19 protein-coding genes are annotated in these 23,056 nt (G+C 64.8%); 8 read left to right on the top strand and 11 right to left on the bottom strand.

The window, feature by feature from the left end; translation table 11 throughout:
• Window positions 1-96 precede the first annotated feature (96 nt).
• On the bottom strand, window positions 97-1,062 hold the full coding sequence (locus DNK34_RS06235) for a glucokinase (protein WP_131173449.1): 966 nt from the start codon (window positions 1,060-1,062) through the stop codon (window positions 97-99).
• A complete protein-coding gene (gene edd / locus DNK34_RS06230) occupies window positions 1,059-2,888 on the bottom strand; it encodes a phosphogluconate dehydratase (protein WP_131173450.1) in 1,830 nt (609 codons plus the stop codon). The genes DNK34_RS06235 and edd overlap by 4 nt, the downstream gene beginning before the upstream one ends.
• Window positions 2,889-3,020: 132 nt before the next feature.
• On the opposite strand from edd, the gene gap reads away from it, so the two are divergent.
• Window positions 3,021-4,022: a type I glyceraldehyde-3-phosphate dehydrogenase gene (gene gap, locus DNK34_RS06225; RefSeq protein WP_131173451.1), complete on the top strand. Its 1,002-nt coding sequence runs from the start codon at window positions 3,021-3,023 to the stop codon at window positions 4,020-4,022.
• Window positions 4,023-4,223: 201 nt separating this feature from the next.
• Here the strand turns inward: gap and DNK34_RS06220 are convergent, their stop codons facing one another.
• Together DNK34_RS06220 and exaC are read right to left on the bottom strand one after the other, a co-directional pair.
• On the bottom strand, window positions 4,224-5,834 hold the full coding sequence (locus DNK34_RS06220) for a YdgA family protein (RefSeq protein WP_131173452.1): 1,611 nt from the start codon (window positions 5,832-5,834) through the stop codon (window positions 4,224-4,226).
• A 412-nt stretch (window positions 5,835-6,246) separates the two neighbouring features.
• Complete coding sequence (gene exaC / locus DNK34_RS06215) at window positions 6,247-7,767, bottom strand: acetaldehyde dehydrogenase ExaC (protein WP_131173453.1); 1,521 nt, start codon at window positions 7,765-7,767, stop codon at window positions 6,247-6,249.
• Between the two features lie 307 nt (window positions 7,768-8,074).
• On the opposite strand from exaC, the gene DNK34_RS06210 reads away from it, so the two are divergent.
• Window positions 8,075-8,539, top strand: a complete 465-nt coding sequence (locus DNK34_RS06210; RefSeq protein ID WP_131173454.1) for a hypothetical protein — start codon at window positions 8,075-8,077, stop codon at window positions 8,537-8,539.
• Between the two features lie 386 nt (window positions 8,540-8,925).
• A complete protein-coding gene (locus DNK34_RS06205; RefSeq protein WP_131173455.1) occupies window positions 8,926-10,539 on the top strand; it encodes a malate:quinone oxidoreductase in 1,614 nt (537 codons plus the stop codon).
• Between the two features lie 171 nt (window positions 10,540-10,710).
• Here DNK34_RS06205 and DNK34_RS06200 read toward each other — a convergent pair whose 3' ends face one another.
• Window positions 10,711-11,430: an amidotransferase gene (locus DNK34_RS06200; RefSeq protein ID WP_131173456.1), complete on the bottom strand. Its 720-nt coding sequence runs from the start codon at window positions 11,428-11,430 to the stop codon at window positions 10,711-10,713.
• Window positions 11,431-11,677: 247 nt separating this feature from the next.
• Here DNK34_RS06200 and DNK34_RS06195 point away from each other — a divergent pair, with 247 nt between their 5' ends.
• A complete protein-coding gene (locus tag DNK34_RS06195) occupies window positions 11,678-11,944 on the top strand; it encodes a PepSY domain-containing protein (RefSeq protein ID WP_131173457.1) in 267 nt (88 codons plus the stop codon).
• 568 nt (window positions 11,945-12,512) lie between these two features.
• Here DNK34_RS06195 and DNK34_RS06190 read toward each other — a convergent pair.
• The 4 genes from DNK34_RS06190 to DNK34_RS06175 all read right to left on the bottom strand — a co-directional run bounded on the left by DNK34_RS06190 (window position 12,513) and on the right by DNK34_RS06175 (window position 16,713).
• Window positions 12,513-13,400, bottom strand: a complete 888-nt coding sequence (locus DNK34_RS06190) for an AEC family transporter (protein ID WP_131173458.1) — start codon at window positions 13,398-13,400, stop codon at window positions 12,513-12,515.
• 153 nt (window positions 13,401-13,553) lie between these two features.
• The gene (locus DNK34_RS06185; RefSeq protein WP_131173459.1) at window positions 13,554-14,354 is read right to left on the bottom strand and encodes a transglutaminase family protein; all 801 of its coding nucleotides are present in this window, start codon (window positions 14,352-14,354) and stop codon (window positions 13,554-13,556) included.
• Entirely contained in the window at window positions 14,351-15,301 is a 951-nt protein-coding gene (locus DNK34_RS06180) for an alpha-E domain-containing protein (protein WP_131173460.1), read from the bottom strand. Before DNK34_RS06180 ends, DNK34_RS06185 begins: the two co-directional genes overlap by 4 nt.
• A gap of 2 nt (window positions 15,302-15,303) precedes the next feature.
• Window positions 15,304-16,713, bottom strand: coding sequence for a circularly permuted type 2 ATP-grasp protein (locus DNK34_RS06175; protein WP_131173461.1), 1,410 nt, complete (start codon window positions 16,711-16,713; stop codon window positions 15,304-15,306).
• Window positions 16,714-17,138: 425 nt separating this feature from the next.
• Between DNK34_RS06175 and DNK34_RS06170 the strand changes: the two genes are divergently transcribed.
• Together DNK34_RS06170 and DNK34_RS06165 are read left to right on the top strand one after the other, a co-directional pair.
• Window positions 17,139-18,182 carry a M4 family metallopeptidase gene (locus DNK34_RS06170; protein ID WP_411269283.1) on the top strand — a complete coding sequence of 348 codons (1,044 nt, stop codon included), beginning with the start codon at window positions 17,139-17,141 and terminating at the stop codon, window positions 18,180-18,182.
• Window positions 18,179-18,484, top strand: a complete 306-nt coding sequence (locus DNK34_RS06165; RefSeq protein WP_131173463.1) for a protealysin inhibitor emfourin — start codon at window positions 18,179-18,181, stop codon at window positions 18,482-18,484. The genes DNK34_RS06170 and DNK34_RS06165 overlap by 4 nt, the downstream gene beginning before the upstream one ends.
• 74 nt (window positions 18,485-18,558) lie before the next feature.
• Here DNK34_RS06165 and DNK34_RS06160 read toward each other — a convergent pair whose 3' ends face one another.
• Window positions 18,559-18,900 carry a ribonuclease E inhibitor RraB gene (locus DNK34_RS06160; RefSeq protein ID WP_131173464.1) on the bottom strand — a complete coding sequence of 114 codons (342 nt, stop codon included), beginning with the start codon at window positions 18,898-18,900 and terminating at the stop codon, window positions 18,559-18,561.
• Between the two features lie 378 nt (window positions 18,901-19,278).
• Between DNK34_RS06160 and DNK34_RS06155 the strand changes: the two genes are divergently transcribed.
• Together DNK34_RS06155 and DNK34_RS06150 are read left to right on the top strand one after the other, a co-directional pair.
• A complete protein-coding gene (locus DNK34_RS06155; RefSeq protein WP_131173465.1) occupies window positions 19,279-19,554 on the top strand; it encodes a hypothetical protein in 276 nt (91 codons plus the stop codon).
• 148 nt (window positions 19,555-19,702) lie between these two features.
• Window positions 19,703-20,296: a hypothetical protein gene (locus DNK34_RS06150; RefSeq protein WP_131173466.1), complete on the top strand. Its 594-nt coding sequence runs from the start codon at window positions 19,703-19,705 to the stop codon at window positions 20,294-20,296.
• A gap of 525 nt (window positions 20,297-20,821) precedes the next feature.
• Here the strand turns inward: DNK34_RS06150 and DNK34_RS06145 are convergent.
• Window positions 20,822-22,906, bottom strand: coding sequence for an LTA synthase family protein (locus DNK34_RS06145; RefSeq protein WP_131173467.1), 2,085 nt, complete (start codon window positions 22,904-22,906; stop codon window positions 20,822-20,824).
• Window positions 22,907-23,056 lie beyond the last annotated feature (150 nt).

Below are 23,056 nucleotides of genomic sequence, written 5' to 3'. Positions count from 1 at the left end.
ATATCGATGTCCCTTCTTGTTCTTGTCGATGGCGCCGCACGACTGCATGGATGCAGAAGGTAGAGCGACGCAGGAAGCCAAAGCCGAGGTCGCTTTTCAACGACCCGCCAGCGCCTGCTGCACCGCCACCCCGGCGCCCACCAGCCCAGGATACTCGGCAGTCACCAGCCAAACCGGAACCCCGTCGAAATAATCGCTCATGCAGCCCTTGTCGCGCAGGCTGCGGGAAAAGCCGCTGGCCAGGAAGAACTCGGCGAAGCGCGGCACCATGCCACCGGCGATGTACACGCCGCCGCGCGCCCCGAGGGTCAGCACGTTGTTGCCGGCGACCCGTCCCAGCAGGCAGCAGAACTGCTCCAGCACGCCCGCGGCCAGGGTTTCGCCCTCCAGCGCCGCGCGGGTGATCTGCGCCGCGCTGTGCAGCAGCGGCGCCTGGCCATCCACGGCACAGACCGCCCGGTACAGCGCCAGCAGGCCGTTGCCACTGAGCGCACCGCCTTCGGCGCTGACATGCCCGATCTGTCGCTGCAGGGCCTGCCAGATCTGCGCCTCGCGCTGACTGCCGATCGGCAGGTCGACATGCCCGCCCTCGCCCGGCAACGCGTGCCAGCCACCACCCGGCAGCGCCAGCAGGGTGCCGACGCCCAGGCCGGTGCCCGCGCCGATCACCACACAGGGGCGATCCGCCTGCGGCGTGCCCGGGCAGACGCTGATGCGCTCGCCCTCCTGCAGGCGGGTCATGCCCAGGGCCATGGCCGAGAAATCGTTGATCAGCAGCAGCTCGCGCACCTGCAGCTCGGCGCAGAACGCCGTGCGGCTGATACGCCACTGGTTGTTGGTGAAGCGCAGCAGATCGCCGTCGACCGGACCGGCACAGGCCAGGCACACCGTATCCACGGCGCCCGGGGCCAGCCCCAACGCATCCAGATAGGCACGAATGGCCAGTTCCAGGGTCGGGTAATCGGCCGTGGCCGAGACCCGCACCGACTCCAGCCGCTCGTCGCGCCACAGGGCGAAGCGCGCATTGGTGCCACCGATATCGCCGACCAGCGCCAGGCTCATCGCAAGCTCTCCAGCTCCGCGCTGAACACACTGGCGCCCTGCTCCGCCGGGCTGAACGCCGCGCGCATGAAAGCGAACAGCTCGCGCCCGCAGCCGATGCCGGTACCCTCCGGGCGCGGGGCGCATGCACGGGCCTCCCAGGTGGCGGCATCGACCAGCACCTGCAGCGAGCCCTGCACGCCGTCGACGCGGATCACGTCGCCGTCGCGCACCCTGGCCAGCGGCCCGCCATCCCAGGCCTCGGGGCTGACATGGATGGCCGCCGGCACCTTGCCCGAAGCGCCGGACATGCGCCCGTCGGTGACCAGCGCCACCTTGAAGCCGCGATCCTGCAACACGCCGAGATAGGGGGTGAGCTTGTGCAGCTCCGGCATGCCGTTGGCCTTGGGCCCCTGAAAACGCACCACGGCGACGAAATCCTTTTCCAGCTCACCGGCCTTGAACGCCTCGGCCAGATCGGACTGGGTCTCGAATACCCGCGCCGGCGCCTGCACCACCTGGTGCTCCGGCGCCACGGCGGAGACCTTGGCCACGCCGCTACCGAGGTTGCCGTGCAGCACGCGCAAGCCGCCCTCGGCGGAAAACGCTTCCGGCACCGCGCGCAGGATGGCGCGATCCAGGCTCTGCTGCGGGCCTTCGCGCCAGACCAGCTCGCCGTCCTCGAGGAACGGCTCGCGGGTGTAGCGCGACAGGCCCTGCCCCACCACCGTGTACACGTCCTCGTGCAACAGGCCGGCTTCGAGCAGGGTGCGCACCATGAAGGGAACGCCGCCGCAGGCGTGGAAGTGGTTCACGTCGGCCTGGCCATTGGGGTAGACCTTGGCCAGGGTCGGGGTCACCGCGGACAGATCGGCCATGTCCTGCCAGGTCAACTGAATGCCGGCGGCGCGGGCGAAGGCCGGAATGTGCAGGGTGTGGTTGGTCGAGCCGCCGGTGGCATTGAGCGCCACCACCGAATTGACGATGGCCTTCTCGTCGATGATCCGGCATAGCGGCAGGTAATCGCCGTTCTGCTGGGTCAGCCGGGTGACCTGGCGCGCCGCTTCGCGGGTCAGGGCATCGCGCAGCGGCGTATAGGGGTTGACGAACGAGGAGCCGGGCAGGTGCAGGCCCATGATCTCCATCACCACCTGGTTGGTGTTGGCGGTGCCGTAGAAGGTGCAGGTGCCGGGGCTGTGATAGGACTTCATCTCCGATTCGAGCAGTTGTTCGCGGGTCGCCTTGCCCTCGGCGTAGCGCTGGCGTACCTCGGCCTTTTCCTTGTTGGGGATGCCCGAGGGCATGGGCCCACCCGGCACGAAGACCATCGGCAGATGGCCGAAGCGCAGCGCGCCGATCATCAGCCCGGGCACGATCTTGTCGCAGATGCCCAGCAGCAAGGCGGCGTCGAACATGTTGTGCGACAGGGCCACGGCGGTGGACATGGCGATCACTTCGCGGCTGGCCAGGCTCAGCTCCATGCCCGGCTCGCCCTGGGTCACCCCGTCGCACATCGCCGGCACGCCGCCGGCGAACTGGCCGACGCAGCCGATTTCGCGCAAGGCCTGCTTGATCATTTCCGGGAAGTGTTCGTAGGGCTGGTGGGCCGAGAGCATGTCGTTATAGGCCGAGACGATGCCGACGTTGGCCTCGTTCATCAGGCGCAGGCGCTGTTTGTCGTCGCTCGAGCCGCAGCCCGCCACGCCATGGGCGAAGTTGGCGCACTGCAGGCTGCCGCGGTGAGGCCCCTGGCTGGCCGCGGCGGCCATCTGCGCCAGATAACGCTCGCGGGTGGCTTGGCTGCGGGCGATCAGGCGCTCGGTTACCTCGAGGATGCGGGGGTGCATGGTATCGACTCCAGGCTAACGGGTAGCTTTTAGAATTGTATTTTTACCAAAATACTGCCAGCAAAGATGCTTGTTTTCTACTTCAATAAGAACAATATTGTTTTTAAAACAACAAACCGAGGGCCAACTCCCATGACTCTGCGAATTGCCATCAACGGTTTCGGTCGTATCGGCCGCAACGTTCTCCGCGCACTGTATACCCAGTCGTACCGCGAACACCTGCAGGTGGTGGCGATCAACGACCTGGGCGACAGTGCGATGAACGCCCATCTCCTCAAGTACGACAGCGTACACGGCATTTTCGACGGTGAAATCGAGGTCGACGGTCAGGATCTGGCGATCAACGGCGACCGCATCGCCGTCAGCGCCCTGCGCAATCCGGCCGAACTGCCCTGGAAGGCGCTCGACATCGACGTGGTGTTCGAGTGTACCGGCCTGTTCACCGACCGCGACAAGGCCGCCGCGCACCTGCAGGCCGGCGCCCGCCGGGTGCTCATCTCGGCACCGGCCAAGGGCGCCGACGCCACCGTGGTGTACGGCGTCAACCACGACGTCCTGCGTGCCTCGCAACAGATCGTCTCCAACGCCTCGTGCACCACCAACTGCCTGGCGCCGGTGGCCCAGGTGCTGCAGCGCGAGCTGGGCATCGAAAGCGGGTTGATGACCACCATCCATGCCTATACCAACGACCAGAACCTGTCCGACGTCTACCACAGCGACCCGTTCCGCGCGCGTTCGGCAACCCAGTCGATGATCCCCACCAGGACCGGGGCCGCCGAAGCCGTGGGCCTGGTGCTGCCGGAACTGGCTGGGCGCCTGACCGGCATGGCGGTACGGGTGCCGCTGATCAACGTATCGCTGGTGGATCTGACCCTGCAGGTGCAGCGCGAGACCAGCGCCGAGGAGATCAACGCCCTGCTCCTGGCCGCCAGCCAGCGCTCCCCGATCCTGGGCTACAACAGCCTGCCGCTGGTGTCCTGCGACTTCAACCACAACCCGCTGTCAGCGATCTTCGACGCCAACCACACCAAGGTGAATGGCCGGCTGGTCAAGGTGCTGGCCTGGTACGACAACGAATGGGGCTTTTCCAACCGCATGCTCGATACCTGCCTGGCCATGCAGGCGGCCCGGTAAGCATGTACGAAAGAGTGGCAAACCGTCGCCCGTGTGGGAGCGTCGACCTCGGCGCGATGCGAGGGTGGTCGTCGCACGAAGCGTGTCATGGCCGCCAATCGCCGCGAGGTCGCGGCTCCTACAGGGCCAGGGCAAACCGCCGCTTTTCGGGCCAAATGCTTGACTGGCCGGCATTAAACCTTTTGCACGTTGCACTCGAACTTACTGCTCTTCAGGAGCCTCGTCAGGCTGTTCTTGCGCATCGTCCCAGTCGTCTATGCCCCCTTCGGGGTAGGCTTCATCCGCTTCGTCGTATTGCGGCTGATCGTCACCACCCAGGCCGCCACCGCCCAGGCCATTGGCCTTGGACATGACGAACATGGCGAACTCTTCGACGGTCATGTCCTGGCCATTGAAGGTCACCTTGTCATTGGCGTAGTGCAGCGACGCTTGCAGCGTGTCGCCTTCCAGGGTCAGCAGGCCGGTTCCAAGGGCCATGCCACTGCCCATTTCAGTGAACATGGCGGCCTGGTCCTCGATAGCCTTGGCATCCGTTTCGCCGCCGAACATTGCCTGGGCCCGAACGCCATCGCCAATCATGGCCTTGGCGATGGACAGCCTGGCATCCACCTTCGCGATCATCTGCCTGACCAGCTCGGGCGGCGGTAGCTCGAACGACTCGGGCTGGTTCAGGTCTACCGCCATGCTCAGCGACGCTTCGCCGCTGCTGCTTCTGATGCTGTATTTTTCCAGAGCGATTTGCGGCCTGGCGCTCAGCAGCCTTTCGAAGTCGGTCTTCAGGCGCGCTTCGTCAGCGGGCGAAAAGTCCAGGTCCGCTACGTCCTGACCAAGGGACTGGGCCTGCTGGATGGACGTGAGCTTCTCGCGATACAGCTCGAGCAACGATTGCACCACAGCCGCATCGAGGTCCTTCAGCGACCAGAGCATGTGCATGCCGGCCAGGTCTTTGCCGTCATAGCTGACCATACCGATGTCGTAACCCAGGCGCCCGGCCAGCAAGCCGCTGGCTTCTTGCAGACTGCCGAACTGCGACAGATCCTTGATCAGCACGGCAGGCTGGTCGCCCAGCGTGATCTGCGCGGTGGCCAGTTTGAGGTTGCTGTCCCCCAGGTAGAAATCGCCGCTGCCCAGGCGCTGATCGCTGTTCAGGGTCAAGCCCCGCAGCTCGGCCCGGATGGGGGTTTCTCCGCCGTCGGCAGCGCTGACAAGCAGACTGTCCATACCGCCGGTCACCACTACTTTCGTCGCGTGCTTGCTGGCTTCGACATCCAGCGCCAGGCCGGAGAACCTGACCGTCGAGGTCGGCGTCGGAGCAAAGTCCAGGGGCGTGAACACCAGGGTGCCGGTGGTCGAACCGTCGTAGCCCAGGCTGGCCTGGCCGCCAAGCGGCGCAGCGCCTCCGGCGGCGTCGAACCACTTCCGGGTGAGTTCATTGGCTTCCAGCTCGTAGTTGCTGACAGCCATGACCGGCCACGGGTTGAGGCGCTTCAGGCGCGACGCGGGCAGCGGACCGTGCTCAATGTTGTCCACCAGCAGAAGTTCCAGATGCGCGGGCACCTTTTTATAGGCTGGCGCGTCGATGGCGATGCGGTAGTGAGCAATACTGCTGAACAGACGAGTTTCCAGCGACAGCAATTCCAGCTTGGCGGTGATTCCCGAACCCAGCAGCGCGTCCTGGCTCTGCTGGTTGGCTTGCGCAATGGCGCTTTGCAATACACCCGGCAACTGGGTACCGGTATACCAGGCTCCGGCCGTGCCGATCACGCCAAGCGCCACCACGACGCCCGCGGCTATTCCTGCTATTTTTTTCATCGTCTGCTCAATACCTGTCCATGATTTGAATGTTCGGCCTTCCTGGCAAATAACCTCTGCAACGAGTGCGGGACTGCGAAAGGCGGCGGTGATGGTAGCACTATGCCCTTCCTGGCGGTGTGCGACCGGTCTCTAATTCGCGCGTTTGCTCCGCCTGACTATTCGATTCCTGCACATCGGCTCATGACTTCGGTTCACGGGCGCCCCCATGCCGTTGCGCTTCATTTCGCTCGCGGTGATCGGCTTACGGCGGGACCTTCACCCACGAGTTGCGCCCATGCCGGACGCACATGAAAAACGCGGCCGAAGCCGCGTTGCGATCGAGCGGTTACCGTTCTGCCAGCCAACAGGGCGGGCCCGGAGGCCCGCCTGCGTACTGGAGCGAGTGCGCCGAACGGGTCGAGTGCGCGACTCAGAAGAAGCCCAGCGGATTGATGTCGTAGCTGATCAGCAGGTTCTTGGTCTGCTGGTAGTGGTCGAGCATCATCTTGTGCGTCTCGCGGCCGACACCGGACTTCTTGTAGCCACCGAAGGCGGCATGCGCCGGATACAGGTGGTAGCAGTTGGTCCACACGCGCCCGGCCTTGATGCCACGACCCATGCGATAGGCGCGGTTGATATCGCGCGTCCATACCCCGGCGCCCAGGCCGAACTCGGTGTCGTTGGCGATGGCCAGGGCCTCGGCTTCGTCCTTGAAGGTGGTGATGCTGACCACCGGGCCGAAGATTTCCTCCTGGAACACCCGCATCTTGTTGTGCCCCTTGAGCAGGGTCGGCTGTACGTAATAACCGCTGGCCAGGTCGCCGGCCAGCTTCTCCACGCCACCACCGGTCAGTAGTTCGGCGCCTTCCTCGCGGGCGATCTCGAAATACGAGAGGATCTTGTCGAACTGCTGCTCGGAGGCCTGGGCGCCGACCATGGTCTCGGTGTCCAGCGGATCACCGCGCTTGATCTGCGCGATTTTCTTCAGCACCACAGCCAGGAACTCCTCATAGATGGACTCCTGTACCAGCGCACGTGACGGGCAAGTGCAGATCTCGCCCTGGTTGAAGAAGGCCAGCACCAGACCTTCGGCAGCCTTCTCGATGAAGGCTGGCTCGGCCTGCATGATGTCCTCGAAGAACACGTTCGGGCTCTTGCCGCCCAGCTCGACGGTGGAGGGAATGATGTTCTCCGCCGCGCATTTGAGGATGTGCGAGCCCACGGGCGTGGATCCGGTGAAGGCGATCTTGGCGATCCGTTTGCTGGTGGCCAGGGCCTCACCGGCTTCGCGACCGAAGCCCTGGACGATATTCAGCACCCCGGGCGGCAACAGGTCGCCGACCAGCTCGACGAACACGGTAATCGACAAAGGGGTCTGCTCGGCCGGTTTGAGCACGATGGCGTTGCCGGCGGCCAGGGCGGGAGCCAGTTTCCAGGCGGCCATCAGCAGCGGAAAATTCCACGGAATGATCTGCCCCACCACCCCCAGTGGCTCATGGAAATGATAGGAGGCGGTATGTTCGTTGATTTCAGCGGCACCGCCTTCCTGGGCGCGTATGCAGCCTGCGTAATAGCGGAAATGGTCGGCGGCCAGGGGCACATCGGCATTCAGGGTCTCGCGCACCGGCTTGCCATTGTCCCAGGTCTCGGCGACGGCCAGCAGTTCGAGGTTCTGCTCGATACGGTCGGCGATCTTCAGCAGCACCAGGGCACGATCCTGGGCGGAAGTCCTGCCCCAGGCGTCGGCGGCAGCGTGGGCAGCATCAAGCGCCTTATCGACATCCTCGGCGCTGGAACGGGGAAACTCGCCGATCACCGAAGCGTCGACCGGGCTGGTATTGGTGAAGTATTCGCCCTTGAGCGGTGCGACGAATTCGCCGCCGATGTAGTTGCCATAGCGCGGCTTGAGGGAAACGACGGCGCCTGGCGTACCCGGTTTGGCATAAATCATGATGCTGACCTCTCTTGTGGTGGGAGCCTGTGTTCTGCAATGCAGAACAGGCCAAGGTTCGATCTTAGAAAGCATCTGGCGGCAGCGGAATGCCCCCAGGGCGCAGAGAATACCCCTCCTTTGGTCGTAGAAGCGCAAAGAGGCAGGCCAGAGCGCCCGCTTTCCGGTCAGCTACAGGGTAGACGCTTGCCGTAGGTTTTGCCCTGTAGCGCACCCGCCCCACCCAGCGACCGCCCTTCGGCAGATTGCCTGAACGTTGCGCTCACGCCTCCGGTCACCTGACTACATGCCCACAGCGGAGACGGTGATGAACAGATTCCAAGCGTCGGCCTGCGTACTCGCAGCCGTGATTTGCCAGGCGGCCCATGCCGACGACGACGGCCTGACCCTGCAGCAGCAGCGCGACAGGATCGGCGAGGAAATGGTGCGCGAGCGCACCGGCCAGCCCCCGGCTGGAAGCGACGTCAACAACGGCATGAACCAGCCGGCGCCCAATACCCGGAACGCGCCGGGCAACGTCGGCAACCCCCAGGCACCGGGTGTCGTCGATCCGAACAACGGCCAGGGGCGCTCCACGGTTACCCCGGGTACGCCGACCACCGGCCAGGAACGTTCGACGGTGACGCCCGGCACGCCGACCACCGGCCAGGAAGGCTCGACCGGCGCGCCGGGAGCCCCGAGCGGTAACCGGGGCGTCCCGTCGGCCCCCGCCGGATCGGGCGGAACCGGCAGTTCCGTGGGAGGCAGCATCGGCGGAGGCAGCAGCAACTAGGCGAAAAACCGCCATTTCATCGAAGAAATGCCTGACCGGATGGCGGAAAACCGCCTCATCCATAGCAAAACCCTGCAACAAACATTGACGCAGATCATAGTCCTGGCGATCTGCCTGTTTTAGGCACCAGTTTTGCTTTAAGGGCCGCTCACCTGCGACGCAAGCGCGCACCCGGGTGACAAAGAGCCCGTGCTCCACAAAGGCAGCGGGCCTGAGCGGTTTCGCAGAACGGAACCAGACAACTCGGCATGGCGATACCTGCAGTGCTCCATCAGGCGCCCCTGGCTCCACGCAACCACGCCCGGAAGGCAGCGAGGTCGCCGGAGCAGGTACGCACCGATGCCGCACGAACACCATGCGCCCTCTTTCTTGAAATGGTCTGTCTAATGAAAAAACTCCTGCTGTCCCTACTGTGCTTGAGCGCGCTTGGCTGCGCCAAGCAGCCCGAACCGGAAAAATCCGTGGACGTCCTGCTGATCGGCGGGGGCATCATGAGCGCCAGCCTCGGCACCTACCTCAACGAGCTGGAGCCGAGCTGGAAGATCGACCTGTACGAGCGCCTGCCCCAGATTGCCAATGAAAGCTCCAACCCCTGGAACAACGCCGGCACCGGCCATTCGGCCTTCGCCGAGCTGAACTACACCCCGGAAAAGGCCGATGGCAGCATCGACATCAGCAAGGCCGTGGCGATCAACGAGTCCTTCGAGATCTCCAAGCAGTTCTGGGCCTACCAGGTCGAGCAAGGGGTGCTGAACAACCCGAAATCGTTCATCAACAACGTGCCGCACATGAGCTTCGTATGGGGCGACAAGAACACCGAGTTCCTCAAGAAGCGTCATGCCGCCCTGCAGCACAGCTCGCTGTTCCGCGGCATGGAGTTCTCCGAGGACCCGCAGCAGATCAAGCAGTGGGTGCCCCTGGTGATGGAAGGCCGCGAGCCGGGCGAGAAGCTGGCAGCCACCCGCGTGGCGATCGGCACCGACGTCAACTTCGGCGAGATCACCAACCAGCTGATCGACTCGCTGTCGCAGAAGGACGAATTCAGCCTGCATGTACAGCATGAAGTGCGCGACATCAGCCGCGCCGACGACGGCACCTGGAACGTCACCGTGGCCGACCTGGCCAATGGCGACAAACTGAGTACCGTCAATGCCAAGTTCGTCTTCATCGGAGCCGGCGGCGGCGCCCTCAAGCTGCTGCAGAAATCCGGCATCCCCGAAGCGGATGGCTACGCCGGTTTCCCGGTGGGTGGGTCGTTCCTGGTCACGCGCAACCCTGAAGTGGTCGCCAAGCACCAGGCCAAGGTCTATGGCCTGGCCTCGGTCGGCTCGCCGCCCATGTCGGTTCCGCACCTGGACACACGCGTGATCGATGGCCAGAAGGTCATCCTGTTCGGGCCGTTCGCCACCTTCTCCACCAAGTTCCTGAAGAATGGCTCGCTGCTGGACATGTTCAGCAGCATGACCACCCGCAACATCATTCCGATGACCCAAGCCGGTCTCGACAACATGTCGCTCAGCACCTACCTGATCGGCCAGTTGATGCTCAGCCAGGAAGACCGCATGCACTCGCTGCGCGACTACTTCCCCGAGGCCGAGGACAAGGATTGGGAACTGGTGCAGGCCGGCCAGCGCGTGCAGATCATCAAGAAAGACCCTGAGCTCGGTGGTGTCCTGCAGTTCGGTACCGAAGTGGTCAGCGCCGAAGACGGCTCCATCGCCGCCCTGCTCGGCGCCTCGCCAGGCGCTTCCACCGCCGCGCCGATCATGCTCCACCTGATGGAAAAGACCTTCAAGGACAAGATCAAGACGCCGGAGTGGCAGGCCAAGCTGAAGGAAATCATCCCCTCCTACGGGCAGACCCTGAACAACAACCTCGAGTTGACCAACAAGACCCGCGCCTGGAGCAGCGAGCGTCTGCAGTTGACCTACGTCGAGGTCGAGCCGGAACAGGCCGAGGAAGAAGCGCCACAGGCAGAGACTGCCGCCGCGGCGCAGTGAAACCCGCCTGAACCCGGCGGCTTCCACGCGAAGCGCCCGGCAATGACGAAAACGGCCCATTCGGGCCGTTTTCGTTTTGAGATCCTTAGGTAGGATCACACACGAATCCCGCTTCGCTCCCCTCTTCCGGAGGGCGAGGAGCCGGGGTAGAGAGTGCTTGCAACGGCCCGATCAGGCCATGCGTCCATGGCTGACGAAACGCATCATCCACTCGCCGACCAGATGGCCATGGTGCTCGTGCTGCAGGCTGTCCATACCGCTGCGGTAGGCCGTCTCGCCGATGTGCTGCTGGCGGATGTCCAGCAACGCCCTGGAGTAATCGGCGATGAACTCCGGATGTCCCTGGAAGCACAGCACCTGATCCTCGATGCGATAGGCCGCGATCGGGCAGAATTCGCTGGAAGCCAGCAGCGTCGCCCGCTCCGGCAGGCGGGTAACCTGATCCTGGTGGCTGATCAGCAGGGTCAGCTCTTCCGGCACCGGGCTCATCCACTCGGGCTGCTCGGCCAGACGGTAGCGATGGATGCCCACTCCCCAGCCCTGCGGGGCGCGCTCGGCCTTGCCGCCCAGCAGCAGCGCCAGCAACTGATGGCCGAAACAGACGCCCAGCAACTTGTCGCCAGCGACATAACGCTCCAGCAGATAGGCCTTGAGGGTCTCGATCCAGGGATCGCTGGCAAAGGAGTCGGCCTTGCTACCGGTGACCAGATAGGCGTCGTAACGCGCGTCGGCCGGCGGGTAATCGCCATTCATCACGTTGAACACGCTGAAGGTGGCGGCGATGGGTTGCTTGGCGAAGAGTTGCTCGAACATCCTGCCGTAACCCTGGTACTGATCGACCAGTTCGGGGCGCAGGATGTCGGTTTCCAGAATGCAGATCTGCAACGGCATGGGGCAAATACCTGAAACACGACGAAAGAATGGGCACCGCTCAAGCGTGCCTGCGGGCGCAGACCAAGGCAAGAGGCCAACGGCTGCAAATGAGCATCGAGACGCCGCATTCGTTGCCGCCCGGCCTGGCCGTGGGCGGCAAGCAATGCGCGCAAAGCGCTTTTCCCTGAACTAAAGCCCTGTCGCGCGCTTCGAAGATTCAGCGCCTGGTCACAGGCGTAATCCCATAGGATACAAGGAGTTCACGATGCTCAAGAAGACTTTGACTGCCCTGACCGCCGCTGCCGCCCTGAGTGCCGGCGTCGCCATGGCCGACCGCCCGGGCGCTGACTGGATCAGCATCGACCAGGCCCTGTCCAGCGCCAAGCAGGCCGGTTTCACCCAGATTCACAAGATCGAAGCCGACGACGATGGCTACTGGGAAGGCAAAGGCCTGAAACAGGACAATCGTCTGTACGAATTCCGTGTGGATGGCAAATCCGGCAAGCTGATCCGCGAACAACTCGACGACTGATTAGCCGCGTACCGCCAGGAACCGGCCCCTGCGGGCCGGCTTCCTCCGCTTCTGATGGGTGACGGGCACCTGGTCGAAACGCCTTCTGCTATGGCCGACCTGCTCGGGCCGCCAGCCCTGCCCCAGGCAGCGCCTGCCACCTGCTGAGCGACGCCGGGTCTATCCCCGCCTGCCGGCCTCCCGATACCCTCCCCACCCTCCTCTGACGAACGGTCGACTCCGCCTCGCGCGGCTGGCGTTGCTTCGCGCGCTGTCTGGCGCGGGGGTGAGCCATGGGATTGCGGCCAACGCATAACTCGAGGGCGCAAGAAAGGCATGATTCAGTAACCAACTCGTCTAAAGAAACCCGGCGTTGCTCCTAGAGTGGAGTTATGCGCTGCCGCTCTTGCCAGCGCGCGGATTCCCGGTGAGGCCGCCGCCTTTCGCCGGTAGGCCAGATAACTAAAACACAAGGTGAACGGCCATGTTCAAGGAGCCAAAATACCGGCAGGCGGGACTGATCCTTTTCGCGACCACCGTCATTCTGATCCTGCCCAACCTCAGCAGGATGATCGGCTGAGCCCGTCGCTCACGTCAGCAGCGGCATCCACCAGGCGAGAATCAGCGGCAGGAGCACGAACGTCAGCAGCGTCGAACAGAGCACCAGGCTGGCCACCTGCTCAGGGGAGCGGTTGGCGCGCACGGCGAACAGGTAGTTGAACACCGCGACCGGCATCGCCGACTGCACCACCAGCACGCCATGGGTCAGCGGTTCCAGCGCCAGGGCCGCGCCGATCCCCCAGCCGACGGCCGCGCCGAGCAGGATACGCAGCGCGCCGAGCAACAGCCCGTTGCCGATGTGATGCAGGCGAATGCTGGCCAGCGATACGCCCAGGGTCAGCAACATCAGCGGAATGGTCATGCCGCCGAGCAGGTCGACGGTATTGCCCAGCCAGCGCGGCAACTGCAGGTCGAGGAAGATGATCGGCATGGCCAGGACCAGGCTGATCATGATCGGGTTGCGTAGCAGATCGCCGATCGACATGGCATTGCCCGACAGCACGATCCCCACGCTGAACTGGAAGATCGCCAGCACCAGAAAGAACGCCACCGCCAGGGCCAGGCCATGCTCGCCGAAGGCGTACAGGCTGATCGGCAGCCCCATGTTGCCGGAATTGGGAAACAGAAAGGCCGGCACCAGCACCTTCCACTGCTGGCGGAACAGGCGACTGAACAGCAGGCCGATCAGGCCCATGCTCGCGGTCACCAGCACGCAGGCCAGCGCCATGTGGGCGAATGCGCGCGGATCCAGATCGGCGCGGCTCAGCGTCGACAGCACCAGGCACGGCGTACCGATGGCAAGCACCAGACGGGCGATGAAATCCGTGGGATAGGGCTGTCCGCTACGGGTCCAGGCATAACCGATTCCGGCGACGATCAGCACCGGCGCCAGCACTGCGAACAACTCGGCCAGCATGGCCCATCCCCTCGACGGCAAACCCGCATCCTAGGGGCTGTTGGCGTTTCAGCGCAAATCAGGGAGCGCGCAAGCAGTCATCAGCGGCAAACTGGAAGCAACGCCTGCGCTTTTCGCTTCCTGTAGCTTGCCGCTCCGTGGCGCCTAGGCGCCCTACTGCTGCTCCTGGGTGAGCAGCAGCGGCGCGACCTCGACCCGCGCCTGCATACGTTCGCCGCCACCGCCACGGCGCATGCCGCGTACCGGACAGGCATCGAGGTAGTCCAGGCCGACCGCCAGCTTCAGGTGGCGCTCGGGCTTGGCCAGGCAGTTGGTGACATCGAAGCTGTACCAGGCGTCATCCAGCCAGGCCTCGGCCCAGGCATGGCTGGCCAGGTGGTCGCGGTTGTCGGTGAACAGGTAGCCGGACACGTAACGCGCCGGAATACCCAGGCTCCGGGCGCAGGCGATAAAGGCGTGGGCATGGTCCTGGCACACGCCCTGACGCCCGGCGAAGGCCTGGGCGGCGCTGGTCTCCACTTCGGTGATGCCCGGCAGGTAGCTGATGTGCACATTGAGGCCGTGCATCAGATCGATCAGCGCGTTGCGGTCGCGGCGGCTGGCGCATTGCAGGCTGGCGAACTCGCGCAACGCTTCGTCCGCCTCGGTCAGGCGGGTGAAGCGCAGGAACGGCAGCGCCGACCGGCTCTCGTGCTCGGCCTCGCTGGACTCGTCGATCTCGACCTGGCCCCGGGCGCCGATGACGATGGACTCGTGGGGCTCGTCCAGGGTCAGCACATGCAGGATATTGCCGAACGGGTCGAGCTGGGCGCGTACCGGACGCGGCAGATCCAGTTGCCAGCTGAGCACCTGCTGGCGCTCGCTGTCATGGGGGGTCAGACGCAGGTACTGGATGCTCGCCCGCACCTGATCATCGTAGTGGTAGGTGGTGTTGTGGCTGATGGACAGTCTCATGCGACCTCCAGATAGGATGTGTGGATGGCCTGGCCGAGTTCGCGCACCCGCAGGATGAAATCGGTCAGCCAGGCGTGCAGGCCTTCGTCCAGTACCTCGTCGATACTGGTGTAACGCAGGCGCGCATCGAGCTCGGCGGCCAGGCGCTGGGCCGGGCGGCCGTTGTCGCCCGGCAGGCTGGACAGCATCAGGTACAGCTCGTCCATGCAGGCGCGCAGCGAGCGCGGCACTTCCGGGCGCAGCAGGAGCAACTCGGACACCTTGCGGGTGCCGGGCGAGCCCCGATAGATTTCCGCGAACGCCTCGAACGAGGACAGCGCGCGCAACAGGGCGCTCCACTGGTAGTAACTGCGCGCCGGGCGGCCGTCGATCTCGTCGATGTCCTCGCCGAGCATCTCGTAGCGCGCATCGAGCAGCCGCAGGGTGTTGTCGGCACGTTCGATGAAGGTGCCCAGGCGGATGAAGCGATAGGCTTCGCCGCGCATGATGGTGCCGAAGGTGGCGCCGCGGAACAGGTGGGAACGCTCCTTGACCCATTCGCAGAAACGGCTGATGCCGTAACGTCCCAGGCCCTGATCGGCGATCCCGCGGATCTCCAGCCAGGTGGCGTTGATGTTCTCCCACATGTCGGCGGTGATGCGTCCGCGCACCGCATGGGCATTGCTGCGCGCGGCGCCCAGGCAACTGTAGATGCTGGCGGAGTTCTGCGCGTCGAGGGCGAAGAAATGCAGCATGCGCTCGGCGTGCAGCGGGCCGTGGCGCTCCAGGTAATCGTCCAGGGTGCCGGTGATCAGCAGCGGCATGGCCAGTTCGTCCAGGCCGTCGCCACGGCCGTCCTGGGGCATCAGCGACAGCGAATAGCTGACATCGAGCATGCGCGCGAGGTTTTCCGCACGCTCCAGGTAACGCGACATCCAGTACAGGTCAGAGGCAGTTCTCGAAAGCATGGTCAGTCCTCCACCACCCAGGTGTCCTTGGTTCCGCCGCCTTGCGACGAGTTGACCACCAGCGAGCCTTCACGCAGCGCCACGCGGGTGAGGCCCCCGGGCACCAGGCGGGTTTCCTTGCCGGACAGGACGAACGGACGCAGGTCGATGTGCCGCGGCGCGATGCCCTTCTCGACGAAGGTCGGACAGGTCGACAGGCTCAGGGTCGGCTGGGCGATATAGGCCTCCGGCTTGGCCATCAGGCGCAGGCGGAAGGCCTCGATCTCCGCCTTGCTCGCGGCCGGCCCGACCAGCATGCCGTAGCCACCCGAGCCCTGGGTCTCCTTGACCACCAGTTCGCCCAGGTTGGCCAGCACATGGGACAGCTCGCTGGGCTTGCGGCACTGCCAGGTCGGCACGTTCTTCAGGATCGGCTCCTCGTCCAAGTAGAAGCGGATCATCTCGCCGACATAGGGATAGATCGACTTGTCGTCCGCCACCCCGGTGCCGATGGCATTGGCCAGCACCACATTGCCGGAGCGGTAGGTGGACAGCAGCCCGGGGACGCCGAGCATCGACTCGGGATTGAACGCCAGCGGATCGAGGAAGGCATCGTCGAGGCGCCGGTAGACCACGTCGACCTGCTTGGCGCCGGCGGTGGTGCGCATGAACAGCCTGTCGTCGCGGACGAACAGGTCGGCGCCCTCGACCAGCTCGACGCCCATTTCCCGGGCCAGGAAGGCATGCTCGAAATAGGCGCTGTTGAAGCGTCCCGGCGTCAGCACCACGACGTTGGGGTTGTCCAGCGGGCTGGAGGTCTTGAGGGTGTCGAGCAGCAGGTTCGGGTAATGGTCGATCGGCGCCACGCGCTGGGCGGCGAACAGCTCGGGAAACAGGCGCATCATCATCTTGCGGTCTTCGAGCATGTAGCTGACGCCGCTGGGCGTGCGCAGGTTGTCCTCGAGCACGTAATAGGTGCCATCGCCATCGCGCACCAGGTCGACGCCGGCGATATGGGCGTACAGGTCACGGTGCAGGTTGAGCCCCTGCATCGCCAGTTGATAGCCCTCGTTGGCCAGCACCTGCTCGGCGGGAATGATCCCGGCCTTGATAATGCGCTGATCGTGGTAGAGGTCGGCGAGAAACATGTTCAGCGCCTGAACGCGCTGGATGCAGCCACGCTCGACCACCCGCCATTCGCTGGCCGGGATGCTGCGTGGAATGATGTCGAAGGGGATCAGGCGCTCGGTGCCCTGGTCGTCTCCGTACAGGGTGAAGGTGATGCCGGCGCGATGGAACAGCAGATCGGCCTCACGCCGCCGCTGCGCCAGCAGTTCGGACGGCGTATCCGCCAGCCAGCGCGCAAAGTCCTGATAATGCGCCCGGCATTCGCCGCTCGCGAGGTGCATCTCGTCATAAAAGGTGCGGGCCATGCCGTACTCCTTGTCACCCGTATGAGCCAGTACGCTGCAAAGGCCGAGCCAGCGTATTTATTCCATTAGAATCAACGGATTGGATTAATCACCCAAGCCTTTTGCACCACTTTGACGCACGCCGTTGTCCACCGCCCCCATCCGCGCCCCATGCTGCCGCACGGGCCGGCAAGGCGATTGTCCACCCGGATCGCCAAAGCCCATGCAGCGTAGACATCCGCCACGACCAAGCATTGCAGCCTTCGCTCGTGGGACTTCCGTCAAAAGATTTCCGGAAGCATTTCTTAACCGCGCGCGGGATGGCAGGCCATAAAAAAACCGCCGACGGGGAAACATCGGCAGCGCGTCACGATCCCACTAGTGTAGCGGTGCCGCGCGTCGGCATCGGCCATCCATCGTCAACCCGACAGAAGCAGGAGCGCATGATGAACAGGAGCGTCATTCCACCCTATATCCTCGACCGCATCATCGGTCACGGATCGGAACGCCAGCGCGCCTGCGCGCGGGGCACCCTGGATCACGTCAGCGCCCTGCGGCACAATCCCGGTGCGCCGAGCCTGGCCAAGGCGCAGGTGGCGACCCGCCTGTCCGCCGAAGGCCAGCCCGATCGCAGCATCCACGACGCGCAACGGCAGATGCAGTTGCCTGGCGTCCTGAGCCGGCGCGAAGGCCAGGCCGCCACTGGCGATGTGGCGGTGGACGAGGCCTACGAGGCGCTGGGCGCCACCTACGCGTTCTTCTGGGAGGTGCTGGGGCGCCATTCCATGGATGGCAAGGGCTTTCCGCTGATCGGCACCGTGCACTATGGCCAGGCCTATGAGAACGCCTTCTGGAATGGCGAGCAGATGGTCTTCGGTGACGGCGACGGCGAAATCTTCAATCGCTTCACCATCGCCCTGGACGTGGTGGCCCACGAGCTGACCCATGGCGTCATCGAGAGCGAAGCCGGCCTGGCCTACGTCAACCAGTCGGGGGCGCTGAACGAATCGGTGTCCGACGTGTTCGGCATCCTCACCAAGCAACATGCCCTGCAGCAGACCGCCGAGCAGTCGGACTGGATCATCGGCGCCGGCCTGCTGACCGACGCCGTGAATGGCCGCGGGCTGCGCTCCATGTCCGCTCCCGGCAGCGCCTACGACGATCCGCTGCTGGGCAAGGACCCGCAGCCCGGGCACATGCGCGACTTTGTCGAGACGCGGGACGACAATGGCGGCGTGCACATCAATTCGGGCATTCCCAACCGCGCCTTCCACCTGGCCTCGATCGCCCTGGGCGGCCACGCCTGGGAAAAGGCCGGGCGGGTCTGGTACGACACCCTCTGCGACGACCGCCTGGGCAACGACGCCAAGTTTCTCGACTTCGCCCGCCTGTGCGTGGACAACGCCGAGCGCCGCTTCGGCGAAGGGTCGCCGGAATCCCGGGCCGTGGCCAAGGCCTGGGCGGATGTCGGCATCGGAGACGCGCCATGAAGCGCCTGCCCGAGCTGGGCGCCGACACCGTCGTGCGCATCTCGCGCCAGGGTGGCTTCGCCGCGCTGGCCGCGCTGAGCCGTCCGCGGGAGATCGACTTCGCCCAGTGCGATCCCGGTCAGCGCGGCCAGGTGTGCTCCGTCCTGCAGACCTGCCTGCCGGTGGCGACACCGGACGCCGGCTCGGGAGACCAGCGCTTCTATCGCATCGAACTGGCGTTTCGTCAGGGCGAACTGGTGCTGCAGATTCCCGAGGAGCGGGCGCCCCGGGATCTGGTGCAATTATGGGAAAAAGGAACCTGATCGCCCGATCAGCCGTGGCCGGCGTCAGGTCAGCGAAAGTGGAGTGCCGGCCCGAAGGGCCGGCACTCCGGGGCTCACAGACGCGCAGGCTTCAATTCCTGGGTCACGCCCCAGCCATCGAGCATGCCCCCGAGCGGAATCACCACCGACTCCATATCCTGCTCGAAATCGCCGATACCGGCCTGGGTGGCATACATCACCTTGCTCACCTGCAGGTGCCAGACGCCGTCGTCGCGCTCGGTCACCAGGGCATGCAGGGATTCACCACGGAAATTGCGTGTCGCTTTCAAGGCCCCCTCCTGGTTGGGAAAGATTGCGTAGAACTCGATGGGATGAACGCTGGCGAAGTCGAACCCGCCCTCCTTCATCCGCCGCAGAACGCCACTACTGACATCATCGTGCAAGGCTGTGCTCATAACGTTGATCTCCTCAGGCGATGGGCTGGGCCGCTGGCAGTACCGGCGACCCACTGAACGCGTCCTCGTCGGCGCGATGTCGCGACACCGGGCGGTGCCGCCCGTGACTCAAGCAGATACAGCTCCAGACCCGCGGGTCTGGCGACGTTGCGCCATGCAGACCGTGGCGCGGCAACCGTCCAGCACAGAATAGACCTGTCGCGATCCTTTTTTCAGCCCCCTTGTGTGACAAAAGTCATCGAATGGCGTCCGTCGGCTCGCTCCGAGGCGGCGCAGCGCTGTGCTATACCAGTGGAACCACCACAAATCGCCGGCGTGTTCGACCGAACGATTCGAGCCTGTCGTGCACACCGGGTTCAGCAGAGCGAGGTTGATCTCATGAGCACCATGCATTGCACCCACCGCAACCACACCATCACCGCCGACGTCATGGAACACCCGGGCATCCCCACGCCCTGGGCCGGTGGCTGTCGCATCAGCAGCCCCGACGGACGCAGCACCCGGCGTCTGGCCCTGCCGTTCAACAGCGCCTTCCTGGCCGATCTGGACAAGGCGCAGCACGCCTCCATCGCCCACGGCAAATGGCTGGTCGATCAACATCTGGATCATGGCCGGGATCTTTTTTCCCGGGATGAGGCCAAACACGTAGCATGAAGCCCGCCGTCGTTACCGGCCCGCAAACGGGCCGGTAGCCGTCTCGTCATGGTCACGCGGCGAACGCCCCTCGGCGGCGGCCTCATGCCCGACCGTCCCGGCCCGTCGACAGCACCGGCCGCATCCAATCGAGACAAGGTTGAACTTCATGGCGAAACGCACGCCCTTCGTATCCGCGATCCTGATCATCGGCATCCTCTCGCTCGGCGCCTGCAGCGGCGATAGCGAACAAACCCCAGCCAAGACCGCGCCAGCGGCGCAGAGCAGCCCGCCACGGCTGCTCGACGACCCCGCCCGCGGGCCCTTCTCCGGCTTCGAAAACGCCAGGTTCGGCAGCGACGAGCGGACCGTGCGCAACGCCTGGAAAGGACTGCTGAGAGAGGGCGGCGGCACCTCGGACAGTTGCCGACAGCTGTTCCAGGAACCGCGACCGGCCGGCGGCTTCGGCATTTCCTTCATGCTGGAGAACGGCCACTTCGTGCGCTACGACACCGACAGCCGCGAGCGCCTGGCGCCCCGTGGCCTGCAGGTCGGCAGCAGCGCGCAGCAGATCCGCGCCACCTTCCCCGGCCATTTCGAGGAACAGCCGCACAAATACGTCGAGGGCGCCAGCTACTTCATCGTCACGCCGTACGACGGCAGCCAGGCGCGCCTGGTGTTCGAAGTCGGCAACGATGGTCTGGTGCAGCGCTGGCGCATCGGCCTGCCACCGGCGGTGTACTACGTCGAAGGTTGCAGCTAGCGAAATCCCGTAGATACCCAGGAGCCCGGGTTTACAAGCAGGAGCGTCGACCCCGGCGCGATGCGCTGGAAGCCATACTGCAAACATCGCGCTATGGCCACGATTCGCCGCGAGGTCGCGGCGCCTACGCGAATGTGGCCATTCTGCGCGCTTATTAGGGCGGATCAGCCGCAGGGGGAATCCGCCGAACGTCTCGACAGGCTACGCAATCACCATTGCCATGCTGCGGGGTCGAACGCTCCCTGCGTAGCCCGGGTCGAGCGCAGCGACACCCGGGAAACCGCACCCTGGGTATCGCTGCGCTCAACGCCAGGCTACGGGGCAAGCCGTACCCGTAGGGTGGAAGACGCTGTTTTCTTCCACCACTGCGCTTAGCGCGCTCGCGAGCAGGAGGCGTACAGCTCGACGATGGCTGGCCATGACACGCCTGCAATCGCATCGCGCCGGGGGCGACGCTTCTACGACCCGTTGCGCTGCGCTCAGACCTGGCAAGGCGCCGCCGCTGGCAAACGGCGGCACCTGGCCTCAGGGTTTTTCCGGCAGACCGTCGACCACCCCGGCGCTGTTGTCCAGCAGGCTCTTGGTCGCGGTCTGCAGGAAGGCTTCCAGGCGCTGCCGCAACAGCGGGTCGGCCGGGCTCTCGATACGCTCGGCACGTGCCTGGGCGCCGAGCTGGTAGCGGTAGTAGCGCGGCTCGAAACCCTTGGGCTGCACCAGCACATGCTCGGGAGTGACGATGGCCACGGTCTGGTCGCCGCCGGAGGGTTTGATCACGCCGATGCCGCCGTCGCCCTGCGGCAGGTTGAGCAGATCCCTTCCCCAGCACTGGTGACGCACCTCGCCGCCGAGCCGGCCCATGATGGTCGGCACGATGTCGACCTGGGTGCCCACGCTATGGTTGACCTTGCCGAACTGCTCCTGGATGCCGGGCGCGATCAGCAGCAGTGGCACGTTGAAGCGCTCCAGATCCATTTCGGTGAGCTGATTGAAGCCGCCAAAGCCATGGTCGCCGACCACCACGAACAGGGTCTCGTTGAAGTATGGCGACTGGCGCGCCTTCTCGAAGAACTGGCCCAGCGCCCAGTCCGAATAGCGCATCGCCGTGCGGTGCTGGTTGACCTTGCCATCGATCAGCACCGGCTCGACCGGCAGCTCCTCGGGCAGGGCATAGGGCGTGTGGTTGGACAGCGTCTGCAGCAATGCGTAGAAGGGCTTCTTGCCGTAGTTGTCGCGCAGCTCCAGCGCGCCACGGTCGAACATGTCCTGATCCGATACGCCCCAGGTGGGGTCCATGAACACCGGATCGACGAAGTCCTCGCGGCCGATGAAACGGGTCATGCCCTGGTTGCTGAAGAACCCGGACTGGTTGTCCCACTGGAAATTGCCATTGTAGACGTAGAGGTTGTCGAACCCCCTGGCGCCCAGCAACTGCGGCAGGCCGGAGAACTTGTGCGCGCCCTCGGGCGTGCGCATCAGGTACTCGAAGCCCGGCAGGTTGGGAAAGCAGGCCATGCTGGCGAACATGCCCTGGTGGGTATGGGTGCCATTGGAGAAGAAACGGTCGAACAGCAGCCCTTCCCGGCTCAGCTTGTCGAAGTACGGGGTGATGTTGCCCGGCGCGCCCAGGGCCCCCACCGAATGCCCGGCGAAGCTTTCCATGAGGATCACCACCACGTTGCGGATCGGCAGCGTACCGTCGCTCGGCGGCGTATAGATCCGGCGTATGGCGGCGCTGTCGGCGTCGACCAGGCGGTCATCCGCGGTCAGCAACATATCGCGGGTGATCTGCCGCGCCTGCTCGTCCTCCATGGTCGGTTGCCAGGTGTTGTCCCGGTGCGGGCCGAAGGTCGCCTGAGCGGCGGTGAACAGGGTCAGGGTGCCGTTGAGGCCCAGTTGATTGGCGAACATCGACTCGGTGGTGTAGGCATCGCCCCAGCGCAGCGGCGGCCCCTGGCGCAGGTGGCCACGGGCGGCGATGACGGCGATCAGCAGGCAGACGAAGAACACCGACCCGCGCCAGTACCAGGCCACTGCCGGGGCGCGAGTCGTCTCGGTTGCAGCGCAGCGGGCACGCCGGCTGAGTCGATCGAGTTGTCTGAACGCCAGCCACAGCAGGCAACTGGTCACGACCCAGGCAAGCAGGTAGCGCGCCACCGGAAAACCGTTCCAGAGCATGCTCAGTACGGTGCCCTGGTCTTCCTGCAGGTACTGGAACACCAGGCTGTTGAGACGCTGGTGAAACTCGCGGTAGAAATCCAGCTCGGCCAGCCCGAGAAACAGGGTCAGGCTGGCGAACAGCGTCAGCCACGCGCACTGCCAACCGCGTGCGCGCATTGCCCGCACGCTGAGCAGCGCCAGCAGCAGGGGCGCGCAGGCATAGACCACCACCCGCAGGTCGAAGCGCAGACCGTTGCCGAAGGCCTCGACGAAGGCCGACGCCGGGGTATCGCCGACCAACTCGCGGTTGTAGAGCAGCAAGGCCACGCGCAACAGCGTGTACATCAGCAACAGCAGCAGCGCGCTGAAGAGGGTGAACAACAACTGGCTGCGCAGTGGATTGACGGGACGCAATGAAGGAAGAGGGTTACCCGGAACTGCCGTATGGGCCATTTTTCATCATCCGCAAAAGAGAATTACCGCCCTGCCCGGCTGACCGCGACCAGGGAACGGAGCACCGCCTGCCGAACAAGGCGGCGCGAGTGTGCGCAAGCGGATGTGAAAATTTTGTCGAGACCGCGACTCAGCAGGAGCGGCGCCAGT

This window comes from Phytopseudomonas dryadis, assembly GCF_004327355.1.
Classification (GTDB): domain Bacteria; phylum Pseudomonadota; class Gammaproteobacteria; order Pseudomonadales; family Pseudomonadaceae; genus Aquipseudomonas; species Aquipseudomonas dryadis.
Note: the sequence above shows the minus strand (reverse complement) of the source record. Positions and strands in the feature narration are given on the sequence as shown.